Genomic DNA, 24,622 nt, shown 5'->3' on the forward strand with positions numbered 1-24,622 from the left:
CATAAACAAATTCCTCTTGAAGAGCTTCCGGACCTTTCCATGCCGAGCAACACCAGAGATACCGAAATTGCCAGTCGCATGCTGCGGCACTGGCACGAAGCAGTCCCCAACGATCGGATGGCACATCTCGTCAAGGACGCAACGCGGGGATTCTTGCGAGCGCTGCAGACGAGGCTTGCCCGCCACGATGTGCAGTTGGGGCACTGGACCTTCCTGCGCATCCTATGGGAGCGCGACGGCCTGACGAAGCGCGAGCTCAGCATAGAGGCAGGCGTGATGGAACCCACCACGGTAGTCGCCCTCAAAGCCATGGAAAAACTGGGCTACGTCAGTCTCGAGCAGCGGCCCGACAACCGCAAGAATATCTACGTGTTCCTGACGCCTCTGGGCAGGAAGTTGAAGAAGCTGCTTGTTCCGCTTGCCGAAGAAGTCAACGCATTGGCACTGAATGGCATTCCAGCCAAGGAAGTGGAGACGACTCGCCGTGCGCTGCTCCTGATGATCAACAATCTCGGTGCCGATGCCCAGGCGGAGTAGCTCCGGCTGCCCGGATTTTGCCGCCGTGTAACCCGCATCAATTGCCATGATGCTGCCAATCACCGAGGCAGCGTCTGCCGAACTCAGCCAGGGGATGCCCGAAGCAATTTCCTCCGGCGTGCTGTATCGCCCTAGCGGATATCTCTCGCCGCCTTCTGAAGGTGCGGCGCCTAATCGTCCCCCGCCCTCCCCCGTCGACATCTGGGCGATCTGGCCCTTCACGCAAAACCACAGGCTTCGGACATTGACGTCCACGGTGCGATGGCAGATATCCTCATCCTCCTCCGGAAAATTACTGATCTATAACAACCTTGGAGCGATTTACCATCCCGCGCCAAGCCTCCATGTCCTGCCTCATTTGTGGCGCGAACGCATTACCATTAGTCCAATTTACAATAACGTCCATATCCTCCAGGTACTTTCTCTCGACCGGGTTGTCGAGGAATGCCTTGATAGCCCGGCTCAGACGGCCTGCAATTTCCGGCGGTACGTTCGCCGGGGCCAAAAAGGCATACCAGCCTCCCCCATAGCTCATCTCGTTGTGCCCTTGCTCGGCAAACGTCGGCACATTTGGCAGTGAGGCCACCCGCTTTTCGCCGATAACGGCAATGGGCGTGAGCTTGCCGGAGAGCAGGTAGCTCTTGGCAGCAAACACGGAAAACAATCCCATCTCAATCTGGCCACCAAGCAGATCGGTAAGGGCAGGAGACTCCCCTTTGTACAATACCCCGGTCATTCCCAGATCATTCTCCTTATTGAAAATCTCCAAAATCACCTGCGGTCCGGTTGACCCTGCGCCATAGCTCCAGCGCTTACCTCGAGCGGCTTTAACGAATTCATCGACATTCTTTATGCCCAAATCGGGACGAACCACAACAACCGTTGCGCTTAGTCCGATCCTGCCCAGAGGCGTGAAATCCTTCAGCGGATCATAGGCGACCTTCTTGAAATGAATTGGATTCTGGATATGAGCGGTCTGTGCGAGGAGAATCGTATAGCCGTCCGGTGGGGCCTTCGCAACGGCAAGGGTTCCGATGATCGTGCTGGCGCCGGGGCGATTCTCCACGACGATCTGCTGCCCAAGCTGTTCCGCCACGTTCTTTGCAAATCGGCGCGCGATAGCGTCTGCAACTCCGCCAGGGGCGACTGGCACCACGAGCTTGATTGGGTGATCCGGCCACGCCCCGCGTTGAGCCATTGCCGGCTTCTGCATCGATGCCAGCGCTGCAATGCTCAGCCCGCTCAAGATAAGACGGCGCTTCTTGCTGACAAGATCTTTCATTCTTTCTCCCCCTGATTGTGATGCGGGTCTCCTCGTCGCGAGGCATCGCACCGTGAGCACCTGTGCCTCCCGAAACAATTATGCTTATGGCCCTAACAATATCCGAATGCGGACTTACCCTAGTCACGCCCCAGTTCAGGCTGCTGAAGTACCTCGTGTGGAGGCTGGGAGATGTCCGCCGACGCTGTCTCGAAGGCCAAGCAGACCGACGCCCACCGAATATTCATCCCTTTGAACGAGGCGAGTCGCCCGGGCGGCACAACATAATCCTTTCGCAAAATATGTGGTACCGCGGAGGCCGCGCGCGCTTGCCGCCCGGTCCGAACCCATGCAGACCAGGAATCGAAATGAACGAAGCCTTTCTTTATGACGCCGTCCGAACGCCGCGCGGCAGGGGCCGCGACACCGGAGCCTTGCGCGACATCACGCCTGTCTCGCTCGCCGCGCAGACGCTGCGTGCGCTGCGCGAGCGCCATGAGCTGGATCCGACACTCATCGAGGAAGCAGGCCTGGGCATTGTCATGCCCCTGGGCGAACAAGGTTCCGACCTGACGCGCATCGCGTTGCTGGCAGCGGGCTACGGCGAGAGCGTGCCGGGCTACCAGCTCAACCGCTTCTGTGTATCCGGCCTCGATACCGTCAACCAGGCCGCGGCGGCGATCATGGCCGGCCAGATCGAAGCGGCCCTCGGCGGAGGCGTCGAATCGATGTCGCGCGTGCCCATCGGCTCGGATGGCGGTGCAATCTATACCGATCCGTCCATTACGCGGCAGTTTCCTTACATGCCGAATGGCGTGGCGGCCGACCTGATTGCCACTCTGGAGGACCTGACGCGTCACGACGTGGACGCGTATGCGTTGGAGAGCCAGAAGCGCGCGGCGCATGCAAGCCAGCAAGGTCATTTTGACCGATCGCTGATTCCGGTGCGCAACGTGACCGGCGACGTCGTCCTGGCGCGGGATGAAGCCGTCCGGCCCGAGACCAGCATGGAAGGCCTCAAGAAGCTGGCGCCTGCGTTTGCCGGCGCCGGAAAGCAGGGCTTCGACGCGATCGCCCTGCAGCGCTATCCGGAACTGGAGCAGATCGAGCATATCCACACAAGCGGCAACGCCAGCGCCATTGTCGATGGCGCCGCCGTGGTGCTGGTCGGCAGCAAGGCGTTCGGCGAACGCGCCGGTCTGAGGCCGCGCGCCCGCATCCGCCACTTTGCCTCGCTTGGCAGCGATCCCAACATGAACCTGGGGGGGCCGGTCCCTGTCACGAAGAAGCTGCTGGCGCGCAGCGGCTTGCGCATTGCCGACATCGATCTCTTCGAAGTCAATGAGGCGTTCTCCGTCGTACCGCTGGTATTCATGCGGGCCTTCGATATCGACCACGCGAAGGTCAACGTCAATGGCGGTGCGATTGCGCTGGGCCATCCGCTGGGTGCGACCGGTGCCATGCTGCTGGGCACGCTGCTCGACGAACTGGAGCGTCGCGACTTGCACCGTGGGCTGGTTACCTTGTGCGCTGCTGCCGGCCAGGCCACCGCGACGCTGATCGAGCGTGTTTAACCTGCGGACTATGTTCAAGCCATACCGCACCCCCAATCAGGAAACGTACTGATGAAGCCCATTTCCGTTTCCGTCGATCAAGACGGGATTGCACTGATCACAATCGACTGCGCCGATCGGCCCGTCAACGTCTATACGCCGGCCTTGACGGCTGGGATGAGCGAGGCAGTCGAGCACGTGCTGGCCAACGACGCGATCGTCGGCGCCATCATCACTTCCGGCAAGGACGGTTTCCTCGCCGGCGCAGACCTCAACGCGGTGCTTGGCCGTCTGGAGGCAGCGCTGACGCAGGGGCGAAGCGCGCTGCCCGGTTTCGTCGCCGAGAACCTTTTCATGCGCCGCTTGGAGACCGGCGGCAAGCCGTTCGCTGCCGCCATCAACGGCACGGCGCTCGGCGGCGGGCTGGAGCTTTGCCTGGCCTGCCACTACCGCGTGCTGTCGGATGCGCCCGATACGCGCGTCGGGCTGCCAGAAGTCGGGGTCGGCCTGTTGCCGGCCGGTGGCGGAACCCAGCGCCTGCCACGCCTGCTCGGGATTGAAGCCGCGTTGCCGCTGCTGCTGGATGGCACCCCCCTCGCCCCCGAGCGCGCGCTGGCGCTCGGCGTCGTGGATGAGATCGCACCGTGCGCGGAGCTGGTGATGCGCGCCAAGCGCTGGCTGCTGGCCAATCGCGGCGCGCGCCAGCCCTGGGACCGGGACGGCTACCGCCTGCCAGGGGGCGCCGGCGCGCTGGCCGAGCATGCGTTGCGCAGCTTCCATACCGGCATCGCGCAAGTCCGCAGCCGCACGCACGGCAACTATCCGGCGCCGCTGGCGATTCTTTCGGCCGTCTATGAGGGCACGCAGCTTCCCTTCGACCGCGGCATGGCGATCGAAGCTCAGTACTTCGCGCAGCTCGCCGCGGACCCTGTCGCACGCAACCTTGTCCGCACGCAGTTCGTCAACCGCAAGCGCTACGAGCGGCTTGCGCACCGTCCGCAGGGCATTCCCCGGGGGGCGGCGCAACGGCTCGGGATTCTCGGCGCAGGCATGATGGGGGCAGGCATCGCGTTCGCCGCTGCGCGGGCCGGCATCGAAGTGGTACTGCTCGATGCCACACGCGAGCAAGCGGCCGCTGGCCGGCTCCGCGCCATGGAGATGGCAACCCGCGCGGCGGTGTCAACGACGCAAAGCGAACCCGCGCAGCACGCGGGCAAGCTGATTCATGCGACGGCGCAGTACGCCGACCTCGACGGTTGCGACTTCGTGATCGAAGCCGTGTTCGAAGATCGCGCTGTCAAAGCCGATGTGATCGCCCGTGCGCTGGCCGTGCTGTCGCCCACGGCGATCTTTGCTTCGAATACGTCCACCTTGCCCATCACCAGCCTGGCCACGGGCACCGGCAGGCCGGAGCGCTTCATCGGCATGCATTTCTTCTCCCCGGTGGACCGCATGCCTTTGCTGGAGATCATCCTGGGCGAGCGGACATCGCGCGAAACCCTGGCGCACGCGATGGACCTGGCTGCCCGGCTGAGGAAGACGCCCATCGTGGTCAATGACAGTCCGGGCTTCTACACCAGCCGCATCTTCTGCGCATACGTCGACGAGGCAATGGCGATGCTTGCCGAGGGTGTCAAGCCGGCGCTGATCGAGAACGCCGCCCGCATGGCCGGCATGGCGGTGAGCCCGTTGGCCGTACTGGACGAAGTGTCGCTGGACCTGCAGCAGCGCGTGGTCAGGCAGGCCGAGGCGGACGGTGTGCCCGAGCCGCTGCGCCGCATCCACGCACAGCCGGTCATCGCCCGCATGAATGCCATTGACAGGCTGGGCCGCAAGCGCGGCGGCGGATTTTACGACTACCCGGAGGGCGGCAAGAAGCGCCTGTGGCCGGGACTGGCGCAAGAGTACCCGGCGGCGCGACAGCAACCCGGACTGGAAGCAGTGAAACGGCGTCTCCTGCATGTCCAGGCATTGGAATCGGTCCGTTGCATGGAAGAAGGCGTGATCTCGGCGCCGGAAGACGCGGACATTGGCGCCATCCTTGGACTCGGTTTCCCGGCATGGACTGGCGGGCCCCTGTCGCTGGTCGACACCCTTGGCGTACGCGCCTTCGTGCTTGCCTGCGATGCGCTTGCCGACGCTTACGGCTCCCGGTTCCGGCCTACGCAGGCCCTTCGCGAACGCGCACGGCGCGGCGAGCCGTTCTACAGCAAGGAGGCGGCATGAGCACGAAACGTAGAATCTTCGAGCCCGAGCACGACCAGTTCCGCGACGCGGTGGCACGGTTCATCCGCAAGGAGGTGGCGCCGCATGTCGATGCCTGGCGCAAGGGCGGGTGTTGTGATCGTACCGTCTTCGAGAAGGCCGGCGAGCAGGGCCTGTTGCTGATGTGGGCCGCCGAGCAGTATGGGGGCGCCGGCATGGCGGACTTCCGCTACGAACAGATCCTGTACGAAGAGATGATCCGGCATGGCGACATCGGCGTGTTCTTTACGCTGCATTCACGGCTGGTAGCGCCATACATCGCACGCCTGGGCAATGATGAACAGAAGGCGCGGCTGCTGCCCGATGCGGCAAGCGGCAAGCGCATTCTTGCCATTGCCATGACCGAGCCCGGAACAGGCTCGGACCTGGCGGGCATCCAGGCGCGCGCGCGGAAAACCGACGGCGGCTGGCTGCTGCAGGGCACGAAGACGTATATCTCGAACGGGCTGAATGCCGATGCGGTCATCGTGGTGGCCCGCACCGATCCGGCCCAGCCACGCGCCTTCGGGCTCTTCCTGGTGGAACGCGGCATGCCCGGCTTCGAACGGGGGCGCAAGCTGGACAAGCTTGGCCTTGACGCGCAGGACACGGCAGAACTGTTCTTCGACAACGTATTCGTACCGGATGCCAACCTGCTGGGTGACCCCGCGAAGGGGCTCGGCTACCTGGCGGAAGGACTGGCGGAAGAACGGTTGCTCAGTGCCTGCCAGTCGGTCGCGCACGCGCAGGTGGCGCTGGACCTGACGCTGGACTACGTGAAGGCGCGACGTGCGTTCGGCCGTCCGCTGGGCGCTTTCCAGAACACACGGTTCGCACTGGCGCGCAAGCATGCGGAACTCGACGCGATGCAGTCCTGGATCGACACACTGGTCATTGAGCACAACGCCGGGCGGCTGGATGCGCCGACAGCCGCCTCGGCCAAGCTGTTGACTTCAGAACTGGAGAATCGCCTGATCGACGATTGCCTGCAGTTCCACGGCGGAGCCGGCTATATGGACGAATACCGGATCAGCCGTATGTACCGCGATGCGCGAGTGTCGCGGATCTATGCGGGAAGCTCGGAGATCATGCTGGAGATTGTCGGCCGCTCGCTGGGGTTGTCGGAGCGCATGGCCTAGCGCACGGGTCTTCCCCGTACAGGCCGACAGAAGAATACGGGCGTTTCCGGCCAACGGAAACGCCCGTATTCCTATCCCCGCGCGATGCGGTTCGCCATGCTCCAGCGATGGACTTCCGAAGGGCCGTCGTAGATGCGGAATGCGCGCATGTCCCGGAAAATGCGGGCGACGACGGTCTCGTCGGTTACGCCGCTGCCACCCAGCACCTGGACAGAGCGATCCACGATGCGCCACAGGGCTTCGGAACAGATCACCTTGGCCTGGCTTGACTCGTGCCGGCCTTTCTCGCCCTGGTCCAGGACCCAGGCGCAATGCCAGATGGTCAGCCGGGCAATGTGCAGTTCCATCTCGTTGTCGGCAAGCATGAAGCCCACGCCTTCGTGCTCGACCAGGCTACGGCCGAACGCGCGGCGCTGCCGGGCATAGTCAGCCGCCACGTCATGGGCGCGCCGTGCCGCTCCAAGCCAGCGCATGCAGTGGGTAAGGCGGGCGGGGGCGAGACGCAACTGCGCATAGCGAAAGCCTTCCCCCACCTTGCCGAGGACATCGGTGGCCGGCACGCGCAGCTTGTCGAACCGCACGACGGCATGCCCGCCGGTGAAGCAAGTGTCGAGGGCATCCATCTGGCGCTCGATTTCCACGCCCGGCTGGTCCATGTCGGCAAGGAACATCGTTGCCGTGCCGTCTTCCATGCGCGCCATGATGATGGCGAAGGTGGCGCCCGTGGCACCGGTAATGAACCACTTGCGGCCGGTGATGAGGTAGTCGTCGCCATCCTGGACCGCGACGGTCTGGAGCATGGACGGGTCCGCTCCGGCACCTGGCGACGGTTCCGTCATGCAAAAGCAGGAGCGTGTGTGTCCGTCGATCAGGGGTTGCAGCCAGCGCTTCTTCTGCGCCGGCGTCGCCACGATTTCCATCAGGTGGATATTGCCTTCGTCGGGGGCGTGGATGTTCAGCGCGACCGGACCAAGAGGCGAATACCCCGCTTCTTCGAACACAATCGCCTTGTCGGCATGGCTCAGGCCAAGGCCGCCTGCCTCCTTCGAGGCGTGCGGCGTCAACAGGCCGGCGGCGCGGGCTTTTGCAACCAGCTCCGCGCGGAGCGCTTCGGTGGGTCCGTGCGCGGTCTGCCTGGGATCGCGCTCCATCGGCATGATGTGTTCCGCGATGAACTCGCGGGTGCGTGCCTGCAAGGCCTGCTGCGCGGCATTCAAACTGAAGTCCATATTCGTCTCGCTCTGGTGCTGTGGTGACGCCTGCCGGTGTGCGGCCGGCAGGCGGGTACACGCTTGGGCCGGGCCAAGCCGGGGTGCCGCCAAGGTTAGCGCCTGCGCACGGGCGATACTTCATCCAAAGGGACGATTTTCCCGCATTGTGGCGTCGATACCGGCAGAGCACGCCATGACCGGCACAGGATAGCGCCATGAGCGGATAGAATCCACGCTTATCCCAACCAGTAGCGAAGTCCACCCGGATTGCCATGCGTACCCCGCCCGCCAAGTTCCTTGTTCCCCAGCGACTGCGCACGCACCTGGCCCGGGACCGCCTGGCGGCGCCCGTCATACAGGCCAGCGATGTGCGGCTCGTTTCGGTGCAGGCGCCGGCCGGCTTTGGCAAGACGAACACCATGCTCGATATCCATGCGGCGTGTGTGGCCGCCGGCATGCGTACGGCGTGGTGCCAGTTGGGAGCCGCGGATAACGACTTCTCCATCTTCCTGGCATCCCTAAACGTGGCAGTGGATGCCCTGTGCGAGGGGAACGAAGACGTGATCGCGGCCGGGCAAGACGGTTTGCCGACGGATACGCTGGTCGACCGGTTGACGCGCTTCCCGGTGCCATTCGCCATATTCCTCGATGACTTCGAGGCGCTGCACAACCCGGCCGCGCTGGAATTCCTGCGCCAGCTGATCGGACAGATGCCGGCACACGGCAAGTTCGTGGTCGGCTCGCGCGGCACACCGGAACTGGGGCTCGGCAGGCTGCGGGCCCACGGCCGGCTGCTCGAGATCACGACCGACGCATTGCGCTTCACCCTCGAAGAGACAGGCGCCTACCTGCGCGAGCGCATCGGGCAAAGCGTTTCCAAGGAAGACCTGCGCAAGCTGCACCTGCGCACGGAGGGCTGGGTCGTGGCGATCTGGCTGGCGGTGCTGGCCATGCAGCGCTGCGAGGATGTTTCGGCGTTCATCGGTACATTCTCCGGCTCCGATGCAGCCGTGGCGGACTACCTGGCCGAAGACGTGCTCTCACGCCAGTCGCCCGAAGTGCAGGATTTCCTGTTGAAGACATCGCTGCTGGGTCCGTTCAGCGCCGAACTCTGCAATGCGGTGACCGGGCGCGGCGACGGCACCGCGATGCTGGAACGGCTCGCGCACGAGAATCTGTTCCTTACCAGCCTCGATGCGGCCGGCCAGTGGTACCGCTATCACAGCCTGTTCTCCGACTTTCTCAAGGCACGGTTGGCGCAACTGCACGGCGGCGTGGAGATCGCCAGGCTGCACCGCCTGGCGAGCGAATGGTTTGTCGGACAGGGCCGGCCTGTGCCCGCCATCGAGCACGCGCTCAAGGCGGAAGACTTCTGCACCGCACTGGACTTGCTGCAGCAGCACGCCGACCCGCTGCTTTGGCAGGGACGGGTCCGCCTGCTGGCGCGCTGGTTTGAATGCCTGCCGCCCGGCAGCCTGTCGAACCGTCCACGGCTCAGGCTGGTGCAGGCCTGGGCGCTGACGTTCCTGCATCGCGGCGACAAGGCATTGCGCATGCTCGAAGACATGCACGACGCAGGCGAGCGCGATGCCGAGATTGCCGCGCACATGCTTGCGCTGCATGCCTTTATCCTGGCGCTGGGCGACAAGCTCGACCAGGCCTACGCCGCATGGCAGGACTGCTTGCGCAAGCTCTCCCCAAGCCACGTGTTTCCCTATGGCGTGCAACTCAATTCATTGGCGTCCTGTCATATCTACCTGGGTCACTTCGAACAGGCGCGCCGGATGCTGGACAGCAGCCGGCAGGTCCACGCCGGCATCGGCGGCGGGGCGAACATGCGCGTGGCGCATTGCCTGGACGGATCGATCGACCTGGTCCAGGGCCGGTTGCGGCAGGCGCTGACACGCTACCGCGGCGCGCACGAACCCGACGCGAGCCGGGGCGAACAGCGCGTGGACGGGCAGGAGATCGCCGGGGCCTTCCTGGCCGAAGCCCTCTATGAATCGGGACGCAGCGATCAGGCGCAGCGTTTGCTGAGCGCCTACCTGCCGCTGATCCGCGAGGCGGCCTATATCGATCCGCTCATTGTCACCTTTGTGCTGTTATGCCGGGGTGCGCTAGCTGACGGCCGCGAGGAGGACGCGATGTTATGGCTCCACGACTGCGAGCAGATGGGCTACCGGACCGGGCTGTTGCGCATGGTCGCCAACGCGCGGCTGGAGCGTTCTCGCATCGCCGTGCAGCGCGGCGACCGCGATGGCGCGGAACTGGAACTGGCGGCGGCGCGGGCGCTGCGCGCCTGGTCGTTCGGCCCGGAGTTCGTGCCGCATGCCAACGACGTCGAGACCGTGGAACTGGCGCATTGCAGGCTGGAGATCGCGTTTGGCAACCCCGCCGGCGCCGCGCAAGCGCTGCGCGAGGCGCTGGCGCTGGCCCAGGCAGCACAGCGAGGGCGCCGGGCACTGAAGCTGCGCATCCTGCTGGCAACGGCATTGCAGGCCGCGGGCGACAGTGCGCTTGCGCTGCAGGAGCTGGCGCCGGCACTGGAATTCGGCGCCAGCGAAGGCTTCGTCAGTACGTTCATCGACGAGGGCGAGCCGGTGGCTCGCATGATAGGCGCGGTGGGCGCAGGCGGGACGCGCGGCGGCCCGCAGCTGTCGCCGGCGGCCCGCGCTCTGGTGGCGCAACTCGCCGGCATGTTTGCCGAGCGCAGCGGCGCCGCGCCGAAGGGCGCAGTGCCAGCCATGGCGAACGCCCATCCGGTGCAGGATGGCCAGGGCCTGACCAAGAAGGAACTGAAGGTGCTCCACCTGCTGGCCGACGGGATGGCGAACAAGGAAATGGCGGTCCGGCTTTTTGTCTCGGAAACGACCGTCAAGACGCACCTGCGCAGCATCAATGCCAAGCTCGGCGCTTCGTCGCGCACGCACGCCGTGGCTGTCGCGCGCAAGCTGGGGCTGATCGCCTGACGACGCCGGCGCTGTGCAACAACGCCGGCACGCTCGCGGATCAGGTCTTCTGCGGCTTGACGTACTTGCAGCTGGACTGCGATAGCGGGCGGAAGGCCTTGTCGGCCGGGATGGTCGCGCGCAGCGCGTAGTAGTCCCACGCGTACTTGGCGTCCTCCGGCTTCTTGACCTCGAACAGGTACATGTCGTGGACCATGCGGCCGTCTTCGCGGATGCGGCCGTTCTTGGCGAACACATCGTTGACCGGCATCGCCTTCATGGCTGCCACGGTTGCCTTCGCCTCGTCGGTCCCCGCGGCATTGACACCCTTCAGGTAGTGGAGCACTGCCGAGTAGGTACCGACCTGAACCATGGTTGGCATTTTCTTCTGCTTTTCGAAGAAGCGGCGCGACCACGCGCGCGTCTCCTCATTGCGATCCCAGTAGAAGCCGTCGGTCAGGTACATGCCCTTGGTCGATTTCAGGCCCAGCCCGTGGATGTCGGTGATATGGATCAGCGACGCGGCCATGATCTGCTTGGGTGTGACACCAAATTGCGCGGCCTGCTTGACAAGGTTCGCCGAGTCGCCGGCCGCATTGGCCATGCCGATGACCTCCGCCTTGGAGGCCTGGGCCTGCACGATCTGCGACGAGAAGTCGGCTGCGCCGAGCGGGTGCTTCGCGCTACCCACGACCTTGCCGCCGGCAGCCTTCAGCGCTTCCTCGAACCCGTTGCGCAGTGCCTTGCCGCCGGCGTAGTCGGCCTCGATGAAATACCAGGTCTTGTGACCGGCATCGGTAATGGCGCGCGCGGTGCCCTGGCCTTGGGAGTACTCGTCGTAAGCCCAGTGGAGCGTAGTGGGCATGCAGTCCTCATTGGTGATGCGCAGCGAGGCGGGCCCGGTGGGGATGACCACGCGATTCTTCTCGGCTGCGAGGTTCATCACAGCCAGTGTCACGGCTGAGGAAGGCAAGTCCACTATCATGTCGACACCCTCGCGGTCGAACCATGTGCGCGCGATATTGGCCCCGACATCCGGCTTGAGTTGCATGTCGCCGGAAAGCAGCTTGACGTTGAAGGCGGGCCTGGCCTGCGCCGTAAAGTCGTCGATCGCCATCTGTGCGGCCAGCACCGAGCCTCGCCCACTTGCATCCGCGTAGATGCCCGACAGATCGGTCAGCACGCCGATGCGGACTTCGCCATCCGACAGGCCAGCGGGCTGCGCGGCGGCGGATGCCAGGCCGGGCGCCGCGCCAGCCAGCATCAGCGCCAACAGGACAGACAGTGAAAGCTGGGGGCGGGATCCTGCCCGGGATTGCTGCGATTTCATGCGATAGTCTCCTTGGAATGGCGCTTTGGCCTGTCATTTGTGTTGACGGTTCTGCTGCCGCCTTTGGGTTTCGCTTCGCGTGGAGATTGCGCTCAGGCTGCCTGCATCCTGTCCGCCAGGTGTTTGCCATAGCGTTCGCGCAATTGCAACTTGAAGAGCTTGCCCGTTGCTGTCAGCGGCATCTCGTCAATGAATACGACCGCATCCGGAAGCGACCATTTGACGATCTTGCCTTCCAGTTCGGCCAGCACTTCCTGCTCGGACACACTGCTGCCAGGCTTGCGCTGCACGACCAGCAGCGGGCGTTCGCCCCATTTCGGATGCGCGGCCGCGATGCACGCTGCCAGGTGCACACCGGGGATGCTGGCAGCAATGTTCTCGATCTCCACAGAGGAAATCCACTCGCCGCCGGATTTGATGACATCCTTGCTTCGGTCCGTGAGGCGCATGAAGCCGTCTTCGTCGATCTCGGCGATGTCGCCGGTGGGCAGCCAGCCGTCCTGCAACGCAGAATCGGCAGCCCCGTAGTAGCGGGTAATGGCCCACGGTGCCCGCACCTGCAAGGAGCCGGCGATGCCGCTTCCCCAGGCGATTTCCCGGTTTTCAGGATCGACTACGCGCATGTCGGCGCCGGCCGCGGCACGGCCGGCGCTGCGGTAAATCGTCTTGCGCAATTCGGCGTCCGACAGCCCCGCCTGGTGGTGCAGCGGGCGGGCGCAGGTTGTCAGCGCGGCAGTTTCCGTCATGCCCCAGCCCTGGTAGAGCTCGACGCCCAGCTCGGCGAAGCCTTCGATCATGGCCGGCGGCGTGGCCGCACCGCCCAGCAGCAGCCGGCGCAATGTGCGGAAACGCAAGCCATGCTGCTGCATGTGGCGCAGCAGTGAGAACCACACCGTCGGCACGCCAATCGAGAACGTCACGCCCTCTTGCTCGATCAGGCGATACAGCGATTCACCGTCGAGCCGGCCACCCGGCAGTACGAGCTTTGCGCCGGTGAGTGTCGCCGAGAAAGGCGCTTCCCAGGCGTTGGCATGGAACATTGGCACCACTGGCATCACCACGTCCCGTGCCGACAGGTTGTGCGCATCGGGCAGCGCGCACGCATAAGCGTGCAGGACCGTGGCGCGGTGCCCGTATGCCACGCCCTTCGGCAGGCCGGTCGTACCGGACGTGTAGCAAAGGAACGCGGCACTGCGCTCATCCAGCTCGGGCCAGCCGCAGATCCCCTCGTGGTGCGCCAGCAAGGCCTCGAAGCTGGCCACGGCCATGCCGTTCAGCTCGAGCCCGTCGCCCGGCTCGCCCAGCATGATCCACTGCTCCACGCCAGGACACTGCGGCGCAATTGACGAGAGCAGCGGCAGGAAGTCGGGCGAGAACACCACGAAGCGATCTTGCGCATGGTTGACGATGTGCACTACCTGCTCGGCGAACAGCCGCGGGTTGATCGTGTGGCAAATCGCGCCCATGCCACTGATGCCGAAGTACAGCTCCAGATGGCGATGATCGTTCCACGCCAGCGTGGCGATGCGGTCGCCCGGCTGCGCGCCCTGGGCAAGCAGCATCTGCGCGACCTTGCGTGCGCGCAATTCGCATTCGCCGTAGCTCTGGCGATGTGTGCTGCCGTCGATCACCGATACGATTTCCGTCTTGCGGTGGTGGCGTGCCGCACCATGCAGCAACGTGGAAAGCAGCATGGGCATTTCCATCGAATAGGAAAGCGTCGCAGTGGTCATCCGGTAGTCTCCTTTTTGTCTTGTCGTTGGGCACAGGTATCGACGCCCTGCCAAGGGACACAGCCTGCGAGTCGATTATCTGTGGGGGAACCAGGGCGTCGCCTCGTTCGAACGGATGATTCTTCGGGCGCCTCCCTGCCCGGGTTTTCCCGCGGTTGCCAGATCATTCCTCTGAACGAGGCACGCGGCAGACTGGCTGGAGAGAACGCTATCCGGCAGATGACGATGCACCTGGGTACGCTGGAAAATGGCTGGGGGCTAATGTTCGAAGATCTGAACGGGAAGCGGGTGCTTGCCTCGGGTCTGATCTGCCTTTGGATAGAGAGCGTATCTCCGGGCCTGGCTCAAGACATTGTCTATTGACGCTTCACAACGGGTCCGCCGCCGGCGCCTTGCCCGTTTGCCTTGCAAAGGCAATGAGGCTATCGCGAAAGGCAATGGAAGCCAAAGACATGGCGCGTCCACGCTTGACATAGGCCCAGTACTGGGTCTTCGCAAAGACATGTCGAATCGGCAACTGCTTCAACACGCCAGCCCGAATGTCGGCCCCCACGTACTCGAGTGGCAAGATGGCCAGTGCCTCGTAGTCCAGCAGCATCTGGCGCAGGGCTTGAAACGAATTGCTCAACAGCGCGCGTTGCGGCTGCTCGAGGCCCAACGCCTGGAGCTCGACCTGGAACCGCCTGTTCCAGGTCGAGGCCCACGCCGGCAACAGCCACRGGTAGCGATTGAGTTCGCTCGCGTCGACCTTGCCCTTTTTGGCCAGTGGGATGGCGGGCACGCGCACATGGGCCCAGCAGAACTACCCTAACCGCGTCATCCGCCTCATCAACCCCTTCCCCGCGGGCGGCACCGCCGACGTCGTCGGGCGCAAGGTGGCCGAAATGCTGACGGTGCGCCTGGGCCAGCCGGTGATCGTGGAAAACAAGGCCGGTGCCAATGGCGCGATCGGCACGGCCGAAGTGGCGCGCGCGCCCGCCGATGGCTATACCCTGGGCGTCGCCATCGCGGACTCTGTGATCAGCGTTGCCTCCCTTGTAAAAAAGCCCGGCTACGACGTGCGCAAGGATCTGACGCCGCTGTTTCAGGTCATGGAAGGGCAGATGGTGCTATTTGCCAATCGGCAGTTGGGCGTCAAGAACTTGCGGGAGCTGTTCCAGGCCGCCAGGGCCAACCCGGGCAAGATCACCTTCGGCTCCTGGGGTACCGGCACCGCCGTGCACCAGATCATGGTGATACTGGAGCGCTCGGCGGACGTGTCTTTCCTTCACGTGCCCTACAAGGGCGCGGCGCCGGCGTTCCAGGACATCGTGAGCAACAACATCAACATCACCGCCGGCCCGCCGGCGCTCGTGGCCCAGTATGTCCAGAAAGGCTACGCACAGCCGCTCGCCGTCCAGGGAGCCGCTCGCAGCGCCCTGCTGCCCGATGTGCCGACCTACAAGGAGCAGGGTGTGGATGCGCCCCTCCTGCAGACCACGCCCTGGATTGGCCTGGTAGCGCCCAAGGGCCTGCCTGTCGAGGTGCAGAGGCGCCTGGTCAGTGCTCTCAACGACGTGTGCCATACACCGGACTACGAGAAGTTCCTCAACACCAGCATTGGCGGCGCTCACCCCACGCTCAAGGAGCCGGCACCGTTTGCGCGCGACATCGCAGTCGAATTCGCCATGACCAACGACCTGCTGCGCAGCATGGGCGTGGAGCCGCAGTAGCGGCTCGGCTGTACTCCGCTGTTACCGGTGGGTCTGCACAAGAAGTACAAGTCACTCAATGAGGAGAAGCAGCAATGGTGAGAAAGGTAAATACCAAGTTCGACATCCGGGGCGTGAACCATGTAGCCATGGTCTGCAAGGATATGACCAGGACGATCGAGTTTTATCGGGACAGGCTCGGGATGCCCTTGATCAAGACGATTGATCTCCCGGGTGGACGGGGCCAGCACTTCTTTTTCGATATGGGCAATGGCGACGCAATCGCCTTCTTCTGGTTTCCCGATGCCCCGCAAGCGCATCCAGGGATCGCTGCACCCGAATCGCTCCCGGGGAACGGGTCGATCACGACAGCGCATGGTTCGTTGAACCATCTCGCCTTCCACGTGCCGGCTGAGAAGTTCGATGCCTATGTTGCGCGCCTGGAGGAAGAAGGCATCGAGATTTCACGCGTTCTGAATCACGACGACTCTCCGCAAAAAATCACCGAAACCATGAACGATGATGTCTTCATGCGCTCAGTCTATTTTTTCGATCCTGATGACATTAGCCTTGAGTTTGCATGCTGGACACGTGAGCTCGATGTGATCTGCGAACCGGCATCGGTCGCTCGCAGCTGAGCACGCGAAGGATGGTTATCGCATAGTTCCAGCTTTAGCAATTAAAACAAAAAAATAAATCGGGAGACATTAAATTGAGGAAAATAGCTATTGCGGCTGCAGTGCTCTGCAGCCTGAGTTCTTCTCTGGCGCGTGCGCAATCGAGCGTCACCTTGTACGGGGTCTTCGATACCGGGATCGAGTACGTGAACCGGGCATCGACCGCAACGAGTGCCGGTAGTCTCGTCGGACTGCAAAAATATGGGGGGCTCTCCGCGTCACGCTGGGGCTTGAGAGGGGAAGAAGACCTTGGCGATGGCTTGAAGGCAACCTTCTGGCTCGAGAGCGGTTTCACGCCGGGGGACGGTAAGCTCGTCTCCGCTTCGCAGTTGTTCTATCGCCAAGCGGCAATCGGCCTGACGAAAAGCGGCTTCGGCAAGGTTTCATTGGGCAGGCAATACACCAGCTTGATGGAAACGATGGTGAACTTCCTGCCGTTCAAGACTAGCGTTGCCTATGAGCCGGCCAATACGATCGCGGGTGCAGCCTATCGCGAAGACAACATGGTCAAATATACCGGAGATTTTGGCAACACCCATGTGTTGGCGCACTACTCCTTCGGAACGGGATTTGCGTTTCAGGGCGGCCAGATGTCGACCATCCCCAATGGCGAAGTGCCAGGCAATTCTCGTGCTCAGGCTGCCTTCGGTGCGGGGGTCTACTACCTCGGTGAATCGTTTGGCATCGCCACGGGCTATGACCAGATTAACAATGCGCTAACCGCGACGTCTCCGATCGGGGAGGACCGCAAGGCATTCATTGCCGCCAGCTATGAAACCGGCCCCATCCGGTTCATGGGCGGATATCGCTGGCGGGACTCCAGGTACGGCAATGGTGTCACGGCGATTCGCGACAACGTCTATTGGGCCGGCATGAGCTACAGTATGACGCCCGCCATGAAACTGATCGCGGGCTACTACTACGATCAAGTCCTGGGCGCGTCCCTCTCCCCGAACACGAAGGCTGCCAGCCTGCCGAATTTCAGCCAGTTCAGCCTGATGGGGGCCTACTCGCTTTCAAAGCGCACCACCGTCTACCTGGTCGGCGCCTACGCGCACAACGGCCCAGTGGACTATGACACCCTGCTGCAAACCGGTGCGTCATACGGCTACGGCAACCCCACCACCTTGAACGGCCTTGCCAACGGTCAGAAGAGCCAGGTCGCCGTGGCTGCGGGCCTACGCGTTATCTTTTGATCGGGCGCCGGCGATCGGCGCCAGACAGAACGCCTCTCGATCGGGGGCATGCTATCCGTTTCTGCACCCCGGATCGGAGGCGTATTCGAAGTATGTTCGCCCTCACCCATCACACTGAAAGCCAGATGCCAAAATTTCTATTCATCCAAAGCAGCATTCGTGGCGCAGCCTCGGCCTCGGGTCAACTGGCTGCTCGCCTCAAGGAACAGCTAGGTGTCATCCCGGGGAATGAAATCCTGGAGCGCGACCTGGGCGGGAATCCGCTGCCAGTCCTCGATGGTGCCTTGCTTGATGCGTTGTTCGCCCCCGCTGACGCGCTAGACTCAGTGCAGAAGGCACAGACAGCCCTGGTGACAACCCTGATCGACGAACTCAAAGCGGCAGACACCGTTGTCCTGTCCGCTGGAATGTATAACTTCGGTGTGCCGGTGCAATTGAAAACGTGGTTTGATTATGTGCTGCAAGCGGGCCGCACCTTCCGCTACACGGCTTCGGGCCCGGAGGGTCTGGTGAAGGGTAAGCGCGCCATCCTGCTGGTTGCCACGGGCAGTGTCTACAGCAAAGGACCCACCGCAACGGCGGACTTCATGGTTCCGCATTTGAAACAATTGCTTGCCTTCATCGGCATCGCCGATGTAACCGTGGTCCGCGCTGAAGGTTTGGCGTTTGGGCCCGATGCCGCCAAAGCAGGCCTGGAAAAGGCGGCTGCGGAAATCAGGACACTGAAAACAGCTTAAGCCGCCTGCGGCAGACAGTAAGGCCGCTATTGGGGCTTGTATGAATCGCGGCAACCGGCACGAGGCTGCCGCGCCATCCGATCAAGGCGTTGATCGGGAGTCGCTTGCGCGCAGCTGCTAAACGACGTGAGCATTGAGCGCGAATGCTCGTTGCAGGATGCCATGCCGGTAGGGATGTACGCCCCCGCAAATGTCGCCTGCGGCCCAAGCCCCAACAGTGATTTTCCCATTTCGATTCTCTTCCCCTCCGGTTCTTGTTAGTGCGCGTTGGAACCCGCCCGACTGAAAAGGCACGCGTCACCCCGACGCCCCTACCCGAAGGGGTGCGCAGCAGTGATCCCTTCCGCGGCCTGATCTTTTCGTTTTTATTGTGTCRGGCGGATTGCAGAGCGCGCTACAGTGGCATCCTCGACTCGACCCATGGCACGACCTTCGCGGTCTGGGCCAAGGCGCCTGCATTCTCTGGCTCGCCCTCATCCGGCTCGAAGTAGTGCAACTGATCCGCGAAGTCCTCGAACGTTTTGTCCTGGCTTCCGAACGCGGCGAAGATTGCCCTGGAGTGCGTCTGCATGTAGCAGTCCAGATCGCGTCCCGCATGGATGACCATCACCGGTTCCTTGATCGTCGGTGCGGTCTTCAGGAAGTTGGCATTGCTTGACAAGCCGGACCACGTCGAAAGCCAGGCGTCCGGTGTTACGACGCGTGCGAAGCCGAGCAACTGGAGATTCATCAGATCCGGACGATCGCTGAGCAGGCTGCCGTAGCCGCGATTTCCGGGATCGAGCGAGTTATCCGTGTAATTCGGATTCGCCATCGTTCGGTAGATCGTCATCACCGGTTGAAACACACTGCGCTGCAAAATCGCTCGCTGCCGCGGCGGCGTCAAAGCCGAGAACTCCGGCCCGGCAGCCAGGCACTCCGCATCGCTCTGCTCTGCGATCAAGGCTCGCGCTATCGCGTCGATGCGCGCAACCCTGTCGAGCTGCGCCCTACGGTAGCGCTGGATAAACGCCGAACTGTATCGCGACCACTGCGGCGCAGGCTTGAACCCGTTGATCGGGTCATACATGTCGAGGCTCGGATCGGTCAGCCGCGGATTGTGCTCGTCCACGACGGAGGGGTCGATCGTCTCGTTGACGACCAGACCTTGCCCTGTATGCGCTGCCGAGACGATCATCGCATCGAAGGCCGGCATCACTGCGGTACGCAGCGCGGTCGGCCGACCCGCAGGCGTCAATTCAAGACGCCTCGATGGCTCCAGCCGGGCTTGCGATTGGTAGAATCCGCCAAGTGACCCCCCACCTGAGTTACCGAGCCAGATGACCTTCTCCACCCCGCGGTGCTCCTTCAACCACCGGACTTGGGCCGCAATGTCCAGGATGATCTGTTCGTGGACGCAGGTCATGTCATTGTTCAGCGTGCGAACATTAGCGCCAAGGCAGGCATATCCCGCGCGCAGTAAGCCGGGAAATGCGTAGTGTTGGCTAAAATCCACCCTCGGATGGGCCGCTACAATGGCGACGCGAGGACGCGGATTTTTCTTTGGTGTCCAATATAGGCCTCGGCTTTGTGCGCCATCGTTGGCGTAGGCCGTAACCTGTTCGCAAGTCGCAAATGCATCGACTGGCTCGCGAAACTTCACCCAAGTTCCATTCCAGTACGTTTTCGAAAGTAGCCGCATTCATACATCTCCGAAGATATTATTTGGTGAATTCAGTTCTTGACGCACCCGGAGGCTTTGTCCGCTGACGTGGACAGTTTCCGTCAGGCACGGTCGCGACCGGAAGCAGCGATTCCCAGGCGTATCTCTTGCCGTTGAATGGCTCCGGTATCGTCTCGCTTCCCATTTCTCCCCAGCTATCGCACGTCACGGCCAAGGTCATCGTCGCTGGCATTGGTGTTACTGAAGTCATGTCGTCGCGACGCCTCTCGTTCCGAATTCAGGGTCCGCTCGATCTATTATGCTTAGCCCACTAACAATTATTGAATGGGTACTTACCCGAGAAATTCACCAGCGCTAGCGGGTTGTTGAGGTCAGAAGCAAGTATGGTGAGCACTAGTTCCAGYCGCCTCGTTCGATGGGATGAATTCGCGAGTGCCACCTGGCCCGCTGTCTGCGGCCCATTTCCGCGTGGGCAGCAAATCATCCCTTCGAATGATGCGGGTTCCTGTGCCGACGCAGATAATCCCTCGTGCCGATTCGGCAATCACGATGACGGGAGAACAGCATGTTCGAGGATCTGCGCGGCAAGCGAGCCCTGGTGACGGGTGCTTTCGGCGGACTGGGCAGTCATTTCGCAACGGTGCTGGCCGGTGCCGGTGTTCAGGTGGCGCTGGCTGGCCGTCGTGTCGAGGCGGGCCGGCAGGTCGCGGCCCGGATCGAGCGGGATCGTGGCACGGCCTGCGTAGTGCCCATGGATGTGACGGACGCCGCTTCGGTCGCTGACGCCTTTGACGCCGCGGAATCGCGGCTCGGCGGGCCTGTGCAAATCGTCGTCAACAACGCCGGCATTGCCGTAACGCGCCCTGCTGTGGAGTGCGATGCGCATGACTGGCAGAGCGTCATCGACGTGAACCTGAACGGCGCATGGCGCGTCGCGCAAACTGCCGGCCAGCGCATGATCGCGCAGCGCGAGGGATCGATCATCAATATCGCCTCGATCCTCGGTCTGCGGGTGGCGCAGCAAGTGCCGGCCTATGCCGCCGCCAAGGCCGGATTGATCCATCTGACGCAGGCGCTGGCGCTCGAATGGGCCCGGCATGGCGTCCGGGTCAACGCGCTCGCACCGGGCTATATCGAAACCGACCTCAACCGCGACTTCTTTGCCAGCGAGGCCGGACAGGCACTGATCCGCCGCGTGCCGCAGCGCCGGGTCGGGCAGCCTGAATATCTCAACGGAGCGCTCCTGCTGCTGGCCTCCGATGCCGCGACGTTCATGACGGGTGCGGTGCTTGCCATCGACGGCGGCCATCTTGTTTCCTCCCTCTGACCTTCCGGTAGACGCCCAACCATGCCCTCTTCGCCTTTGGTTTCCAACCTGACATCGCCCCCAGGGGGCTCCGTTGGCTGCGCCGACCTTGATCTTGAACGCCTGGCCGACTGGATGCGCCAGGCAGGATTGGACCCACGCGGCTTGAATGCGTGCGTACTGTCGGGCGGACAGTCGAACCCGACCTTCCTGCTCCAGGCGGCGAGCGACGCATTTGTCCTGCGTAAGCAGCCGCCAGGGGCGCTGCTGCCGTCCGCGCACGCCATTGACCGGGAATACCGGGTGATGCAGGCCCTGAACGGCAGCGGCGTTCCGGTGCCTCGCATGGTGGCCTATTGCGATGATGCCTCGCTGATTGGCACACCGTTCTTTCTGATGGAGTACGTGCGCGGCAGGAACTTTGTCGATCCCACCCTGCCCGGGCTCGCCGTGGCCGAGCGGAAGGCGATATACGCGGACATCAACCGCGTTTTGGTCGCGCTGCACGGCGTGGACCATGGCCCGGCCGGCCTGGACACTTTCGGCCGGCCGGGCAATTACTTCGCGCGGCAGATCGACCGCTGGAGCCGCCAGTACCGCAGTTCGGGAGGTGCGCCGATCGAGGCAATGGAAGCATTGATGGAATGGTTGCCAGCCCACATTCCCGATGGCGATGAGACCTGCGTCGTACATGGTGATATGCGCATGGACAACCTGATCATCCATCCAACCGAGCCGCGCGTGGTCGCCGTGCTCGACTGGGAACTCTCCACGCTAGGGCATCCGCTGGCGGACCTCTCGTACTTCTGCATGTCGTGGTGCGTTCCGCCTGACCTGTGGCGCGGCGTGGCGGGGGTCGACCTGGCTGCGCTCGGCATTCCGCAGGAGCACGCGTTCGTCGAGGACTACTGCCGCGCGCGCGGCATCGACGCCATTCGCAATTGGGACTTCTATCTCGCCTATAACCTGTTTCGCATGGCCGCCATCCTGCGCGGCGTTGCGGCGCGCGCGGCGGGAGGCAATGCGTCAGCGGCCGATGCCGCGAGCATGGAAGCGAAGGTACGGCCGTTGGCCGATCTGAGCTGGCGATGCGCGCGCCGGAGCGGCACGCAGTAGAAACGACACGCAGGTCCGGATCAACCCAGCCTGGGTGCTTGCGCCAAGGGAGAGATCACCTCCCGGGAATAGCTGAATGCGCGCCCGACATCCAGCTGCCGTATGCGCCAGGCATTGTCGGGCTCCAGTGCGAACTGGCATGTCACATCCGCGAGCAGAAATGGTGTGGAACCCGGTACCGGGAGGGTGGCGGGCGCGCCGTTGTCATACAGATGCAGGGCCAGACAATAGGCCGCCGTGGCACGCTCCGGATCCTGCACGAGCATCGCAAAGTTGCTGACGATATGCCGCGCGACTTGCGTTGCCGATCTCTTCCTCACTGACGCTTCAATCTGTTGTCGACCGCGCAGCATGACACCACCGCGTTCCCACAGGCAATCGGGTGCGACTTGCTTCATTGCGAGGGGATAATCCGCCCTGTCCAGGCCATAGTAGAAGAGCAGAACGCTCTGATGGCAGGCAGTCACCTGTGCGTGGCTTTCGAAAGGGCTCATGACGGCATTCTCAAGGAAGTTATGCGTGGAATTCCGGATGGACTGTGTTGGCCAGGATCCACCGGCCGGAGAATTATGTGGCGCGATGCTGGCGCATTGCCTCATTCGAAAGGATGAATTGTCGGGCGGCGGGCCGGTGCCCGGAGCGCATGACCCGGAATTCATCACCTCGGATGAGGCGGATCTGCCCTGACTGCGGATAATCCATCGAAAACCTGCCCCGCGCAGAGGCCGCTCAATGAGATGGAGATTGCATGAGCACGAGACGTCGAATCTTTGAAGCGGAACACGATCTGTTCCGCGAATCCGTTATCCGCTTCATCCGCAACGGGGTGGCACCGCAGGTTGATGACCGGCGCAAAGCCGGATGATGCGCTCGTGCCCTATTCGACGCTGCGGGAGCGCAGCGGCAAAGCAGCACGAACGTGACGATCAGCGGATCTGTGTGCGCCGCGGCGCGAATCAATGGTGGGAAGGCCTTGCGCAGGCGCTGCGCTTCGGCACGCCGGCCGGCCTCGTACAGTCCTTGCCCGCGATCTCCTGACCGTCTATGCGCGGCTCCTGGCTGCCGGTGTCCGGCTTGTGCGCGCACGGTGGCGGGCGAGTGCCTGCAGCAATCGTCTCTGTGTCAGGTCTATCAGGCCGTCAAAGCAATGTGCGACCCGCATGTTCGCCCCGCATGTTCGCCCCGCCTCCGATTGGCCCGTGCACCAGTTGGCGGGGATCGTCCTGACCACCCTGGGTCTTCACTTCCGGGTGATGTTCCGCCTGCAGGCTTAGGCGATGCCGGGGAGCCCCGGTTATCGCCAAGATGGACCGATGATCAGCCCACAAATGCCTTTTCAAGCACAAAATGGCCCGGCGCGCTCATATTGCCTTCTGTGAAGTGCTGCTCGGTCAGCATCGCGCGGATGTCCTTGAGCATATCGGGGCTGCCGCACAGCATGATGCGGTCGTTCTCCAGCGAGAACGGCTCCACGCCCAGGCGCTCGAACAGCTCGCCGTTGGCGATCAGGTCGGTGATCCGGCCCTGGTTGTCGAACTCTTCGCGGGTCACGGTGGGGAAATACACCAGCTTTTCGCGGATCAGCTCGCCCAGGTGCTCATGCTGCGGCAAGTGCTCCGAGATCAACTCGCGGTAGGCCAGTTCCTCGACGAAGCGGCAGGTATGGGTCAGCACGACCTTGTCATAGCGCTCATACACTTCCGGGTCGCGGATGATCGACAGGAACGGGGCCAGGCCGGTGCCGGTGGCCAGCAGCCACAGGGTCTTGCCCGGCAGCAGGTTGTCGACCAGCAGCGTGCCGGTGGGCTTCTTGCCGACGAAGATCTGGTCGCCTTCCTTCAGGTGCTGCAGGCGGGACGTCAGGGGGCCGTCGGGCACCTTGATGCTGAAGAATTCCAGCGTTTCCTCATAGTTGGCGCTGGCGATGCTGTAGGCACGCAGCAGCGGACGACCGTTCACTTCCAGGCCGACCATGGCGAACTGGCCGTTTTCGAAACGGAAACCGGGGTCGCGGGTGCACGTGAAGCTGAAAAGCGTGTCGGTCCAGTGGTGGACGGAGAGGATGGCTTGCTGGTTGAGATTGCTCATGAATAAAGCGCGGTAAGCGCTGGATAGCGCCGGCGTCGGTGGGCCTGATGCCAGTGGCTGGGCGGTAGCTTGCCGGGTGCGTTCAACAAGGCGGGCTCCGGTCCGAAGGCAGGAAGACACGCCGATCAAGGTGAGAAGATAGCGGATTTTAGAAGAAAACGCAGGGCGCGTCCCGATTCATGCATGTTCAGG

Annotated in this window: 20 protein-coding genes; 12 read left to right on the top strand and 8 right to left on the bottom strand. The window is 63.1% G+C overall.

What is annotated here, in order from left to right:
• Window positions 1–39: 39 nt before the first annotated feature.
• Window positions 40–537 carry a MarR family winged helix-turn-helix transcriptional regulator gene (locus AC1DT6_RS31455; RefSeq protein ID WP_035870275.1) on the top strand — a complete coding sequence of 166 codons (498 nt, stop codon included), beginning with the start codon at window positions 40–42 and terminating at the stop codon, window positions 535–537.
• Between the two features lie 292 nt (window positions 538–829).
• Here AC1DT6_RS31455 and AC1DT6_RS31460 read toward each other — a convergent pair whose 3' ends face one another.
• The gene (locus AC1DT6_RS31460; protein WP_441630325.1) at window positions 830–1,819 is read right to left on the bottom strand and encodes a Bug family tripartite tricarboxylate transporter substrate binding protein; all 990 of its coding nucleotides are present in this window, start codon (window positions 1,817–1,819) and stop codon (window positions 830–832) included.
• Window positions 1,820–2,166: 347 nt separating this feature from the next.
• On the opposite strand from AC1DT6_RS31460, the gene AC1DT6_RS31465 reads away from it, so the two are divergent.
• From AC1DT6_RS31465 to AC1DT6_RS31475, 3 genes are read left to right on the top strand one after another with little or no spacing between them, the layout of a single operon-like run.
• Window positions 2,167–3,372 carry an acetyl-CoA C-acetyltransferase gene (locus AC1DT6_RS31465; RefSeq protein WP_441630327.1) on the top strand — a complete coding sequence of 402 codons (1,206 nt, stop codon included), beginning with the start codon at window positions 2,167–2,169 and terminating at the stop codon, window positions 3,370–3,372.
• 51 nt (window positions 3,373–3,423) lie between these two features.
• Window positions 3,424–5,577 (top strand): 3-hydroxyacyl-CoA dehydrogenase NAD-binding domain-containing protein, encoded by a 2,154-nt coding sequence (locus tag AC1DT6_RS31470; protein WP_441630329.1) that lies wholly within the window; start codon window positions 3,424–3,426, stop codon window positions 5,575–5,577.
• Window positions 5,574–6,734 (top strand): acyl-CoA dehydrogenase family protein, encoded by a 1,161-nt coding sequence (locus AC1DT6_RS31475; protein ID WP_441630331.1) that lies wholly within the window; start codon window positions 5,574–5,576, stop codon window positions 6,732–6,734. Before AC1DT6_RS31470 ends, AC1DT6_RS31475 begins: the two co-directional genes overlap by 4 nt.
• Before the next feature lie 71 nt (window positions 6,735–6,805).
• Here AC1DT6_RS31475 and AC1DT6_RS31480 read toward each other — a convergent pair whose 3' ends face one another.
• On the bottom strand, window positions 6,806–7,963 hold the full coding sequence (locus AC1DT6_RS31480) for an acyl-CoA dehydrogenase family protein (protein WP_441630332.1): 1,158 nt from the start codon (window positions 7,961–7,963) through the stop codon (window positions 6,806–6,808).
• 254 nt (window positions 7,964–8,217) lie between these two features.
• Here AC1DT6_RS31480 and AC1DT6_RS31485 point away from each other — a divergent pair, with 254 nt between their 5' ends.
• Window positions 8,218–10,914 (top strand): winged helix-turn-helix domain-containing protein, encoded by a 2,697-nt coding sequence (locus AC1DT6_RS31485; protein ID WP_441630334.1) that lies wholly within the window; start codon window positions 8,218–8,220, stop codon window positions 10,912–10,914.
• Between the two features lie 40 nt (window positions 10,915–10,954).
• Here the strand turns inward: AC1DT6_RS31485 and AC1DT6_RS31490 are convergent, their stop codons facing one another.
• The 3 genes from AC1DT6_RS31490 to AC1DT6_RS31500 all read right to left on the bottom strand — a co-directional run bounded on the left by AC1DT6_RS31490 (window position 10,955) and on the right by AC1DT6_RS31500 (window position 14,737).
• Window positions 10,955–12,223: an ABC transporter substrate-binding protein gene (locus AC1DT6_RS31490; RefSeq protein ID WP_441630336.1), complete on the bottom strand. Its 1,269-nt coding sequence runs from the start codon at window positions 12,221–12,223 to the stop codon at window positions 10,955–10,957.
• Window positions 12,224–12,315: 92 nt separating this feature from the next.
• Window positions 12,316–13,956, bottom strand: coding sequence for a long-chain-fatty-acid--CoA ligase (locus AC1DT6_RS31495; protein WP_441630338.1), 1,641 nt, complete (start codon window positions 13,954–13,956; stop codon window positions 12,316–12,318).
• A 367-nt stretch (window positions 13,957–14,323) separates the two neighbouring features.
• Complete coding sequence (locus AC1DT6_RS31500; protein ID WP_477115195.1) at window positions 14,324–14,737, bottom strand: substrate-binding domain-containing protein; 414 nt, start codon at window positions 14,735–14,737, stop codon at window positions 14,324–14,326.
• On the opposite strand from AC1DT6_RS31500, the gene AC1DT6_RS31505 reads away from it, so the two are divergent.
• From AC1DT6_RS31505 to AC1DT6_RS31520, 4 genes are all read left to right on the top strand, one after another.
• On the top strand, window positions 14,727–15,668 hold the full coding sequence (locus tag AC1DT6_RS31505) for a Bug family tripartite tricarboxylate transporter substrate binding protein (protein ID WP_441630342.1): 942 nt from the start codon (window positions 14,727–14,729) through the stop codon (window positions 15,666–15,668). The two genes, AC1DT6_RS31500 and AC1DT6_RS31505, sit on opposite strands and share 11 nt — an antisense overlap.
• 74 nt (window positions 15,669–15,742) lie before the next feature.
• Window positions 15,743–16,285 (top strand): VOC family protein, encoded by a 543-nt coding sequence (locus tag AC1DT6_RS31510; protein WP_441630344.1) that lies wholly within the window; start codon window positions 15,743–15,745, stop codon window positions 16,283–16,285.
• A 74-nt stretch (window positions 16,286–16,359) separates the two neighbouring features.
• Window positions 16,360–17,520 (top strand): porin, encoded by a 1,161-nt coding sequence (locus AC1DT6_RS31515; RefSeq protein ID WP_441630346.1) that lies wholly within the window; start codon window positions 16,360–16,362, stop codon window positions 17,518–17,520.
• A 92-nt stretch (window positions 17,521–17,612) separates the two neighbouring features.
• Entirely contained in the window at window positions 17,613–18,257 is a 645-nt protein-coding gene (locus tag AC1DT6_RS31520; protein ID WP_441630348.1) for an FMN-dependent NADH-azoreductase, read from the top strand.
• A 394-nt stretch (window positions 18,258–18,651) separates the two neighbouring features.
• On the opposite strand, the gene AC1DT6_RS31525 is transcribed toward AC1DT6_RS31520, so the two are convergent.
• The gene (locus AC1DT6_RS31525; RefSeq protein ID WP_441630350.1) at window positions 18,652–19,938 is read right to left on the bottom strand and encodes a hypothetical protein; all 1,287 of its coding nucleotides are present in this window, start codon (window positions 19,936–19,938) and stop codon (window positions 18,652–18,654) included.
• Window positions 19,939–20,485: 547 nt separating this feature from the next.
• Between AC1DT6_RS31525 and AC1DT6_RS31530 the strand changes: the two genes are divergently transcribed.
• On the top strand, window positions 20,486–21,247 hold the full coding sequence (locus AC1DT6_RS31530) for an SDR family NAD(P)-dependent oxidoreductase (protein ID WP_441630352.1): 762 nt from the start codon (window positions 20,486–20,488) through the stop codon (window positions 21,245–21,247).
• A gap of 21 nt (window positions 21,248–21,268) precedes the next feature.
• Window positions 21,269–22,342, top strand: a complete 1,074-nt coding sequence (locus tag AC1DT6_RS31535; RefSeq protein WP_477111642.1) for a phosphotransferase family protein — start codon at window positions 21,269–21,271, stop codon at window positions 22,340–22,342.
• Window positions 22,343–22,362: 20 nt separating this feature from the next.
• Here the strand turns inward: AC1DT6_RS31535 and AC1DT6_RS31540 are convergent, their stop codons facing one another.
• Entirely contained in the window at window positions 22,363–22,836 is a 474-nt protein-coding gene (locus AC1DT6_RS31540) for a nuclear transport factor 2 family protein (RefSeq protein WP_441630354.1), read from the bottom strand.
• On the opposite strand from AC1DT6_RS31540, the gene AC1DT6_RS31545 reads away from it, so the two are divergent.
• Window positions 22,835–23,029, top strand: a complete 195-nt coding sequence (locus tag AC1DT6_RS31545) for a hypothetical protein (protein WP_441630356.1) — start codon at window positions 22,835–22,837, stop codon at window positions 23,027–23,029. The genes AC1DT6_RS31540 and AC1DT6_RS31545 overlap by 2 nt on opposite strands.
• A 630-nt stretch (window positions 23,030–23,659) precedes the next feature.
• On the opposite strand, the gene AC1DT6_RS31550 is transcribed toward AC1DT6_RS31545, so the two are convergent.
• Window positions 23,660–24,430, bottom strand: coding sequence for a ferredoxin--NADP reductase (locus AC1DT6_RS31550; RefSeq protein ID WP_035870249.1), 771 nt, complete (start codon window positions 24,428–24,430; stop codon window positions 23,660–23,662).
• Window positions 24,431–24,622: the final 192 nt, after the last annotated feature.

Source organism: Cupriavidus sp. 01L45 (assembly GCF_056399885.1).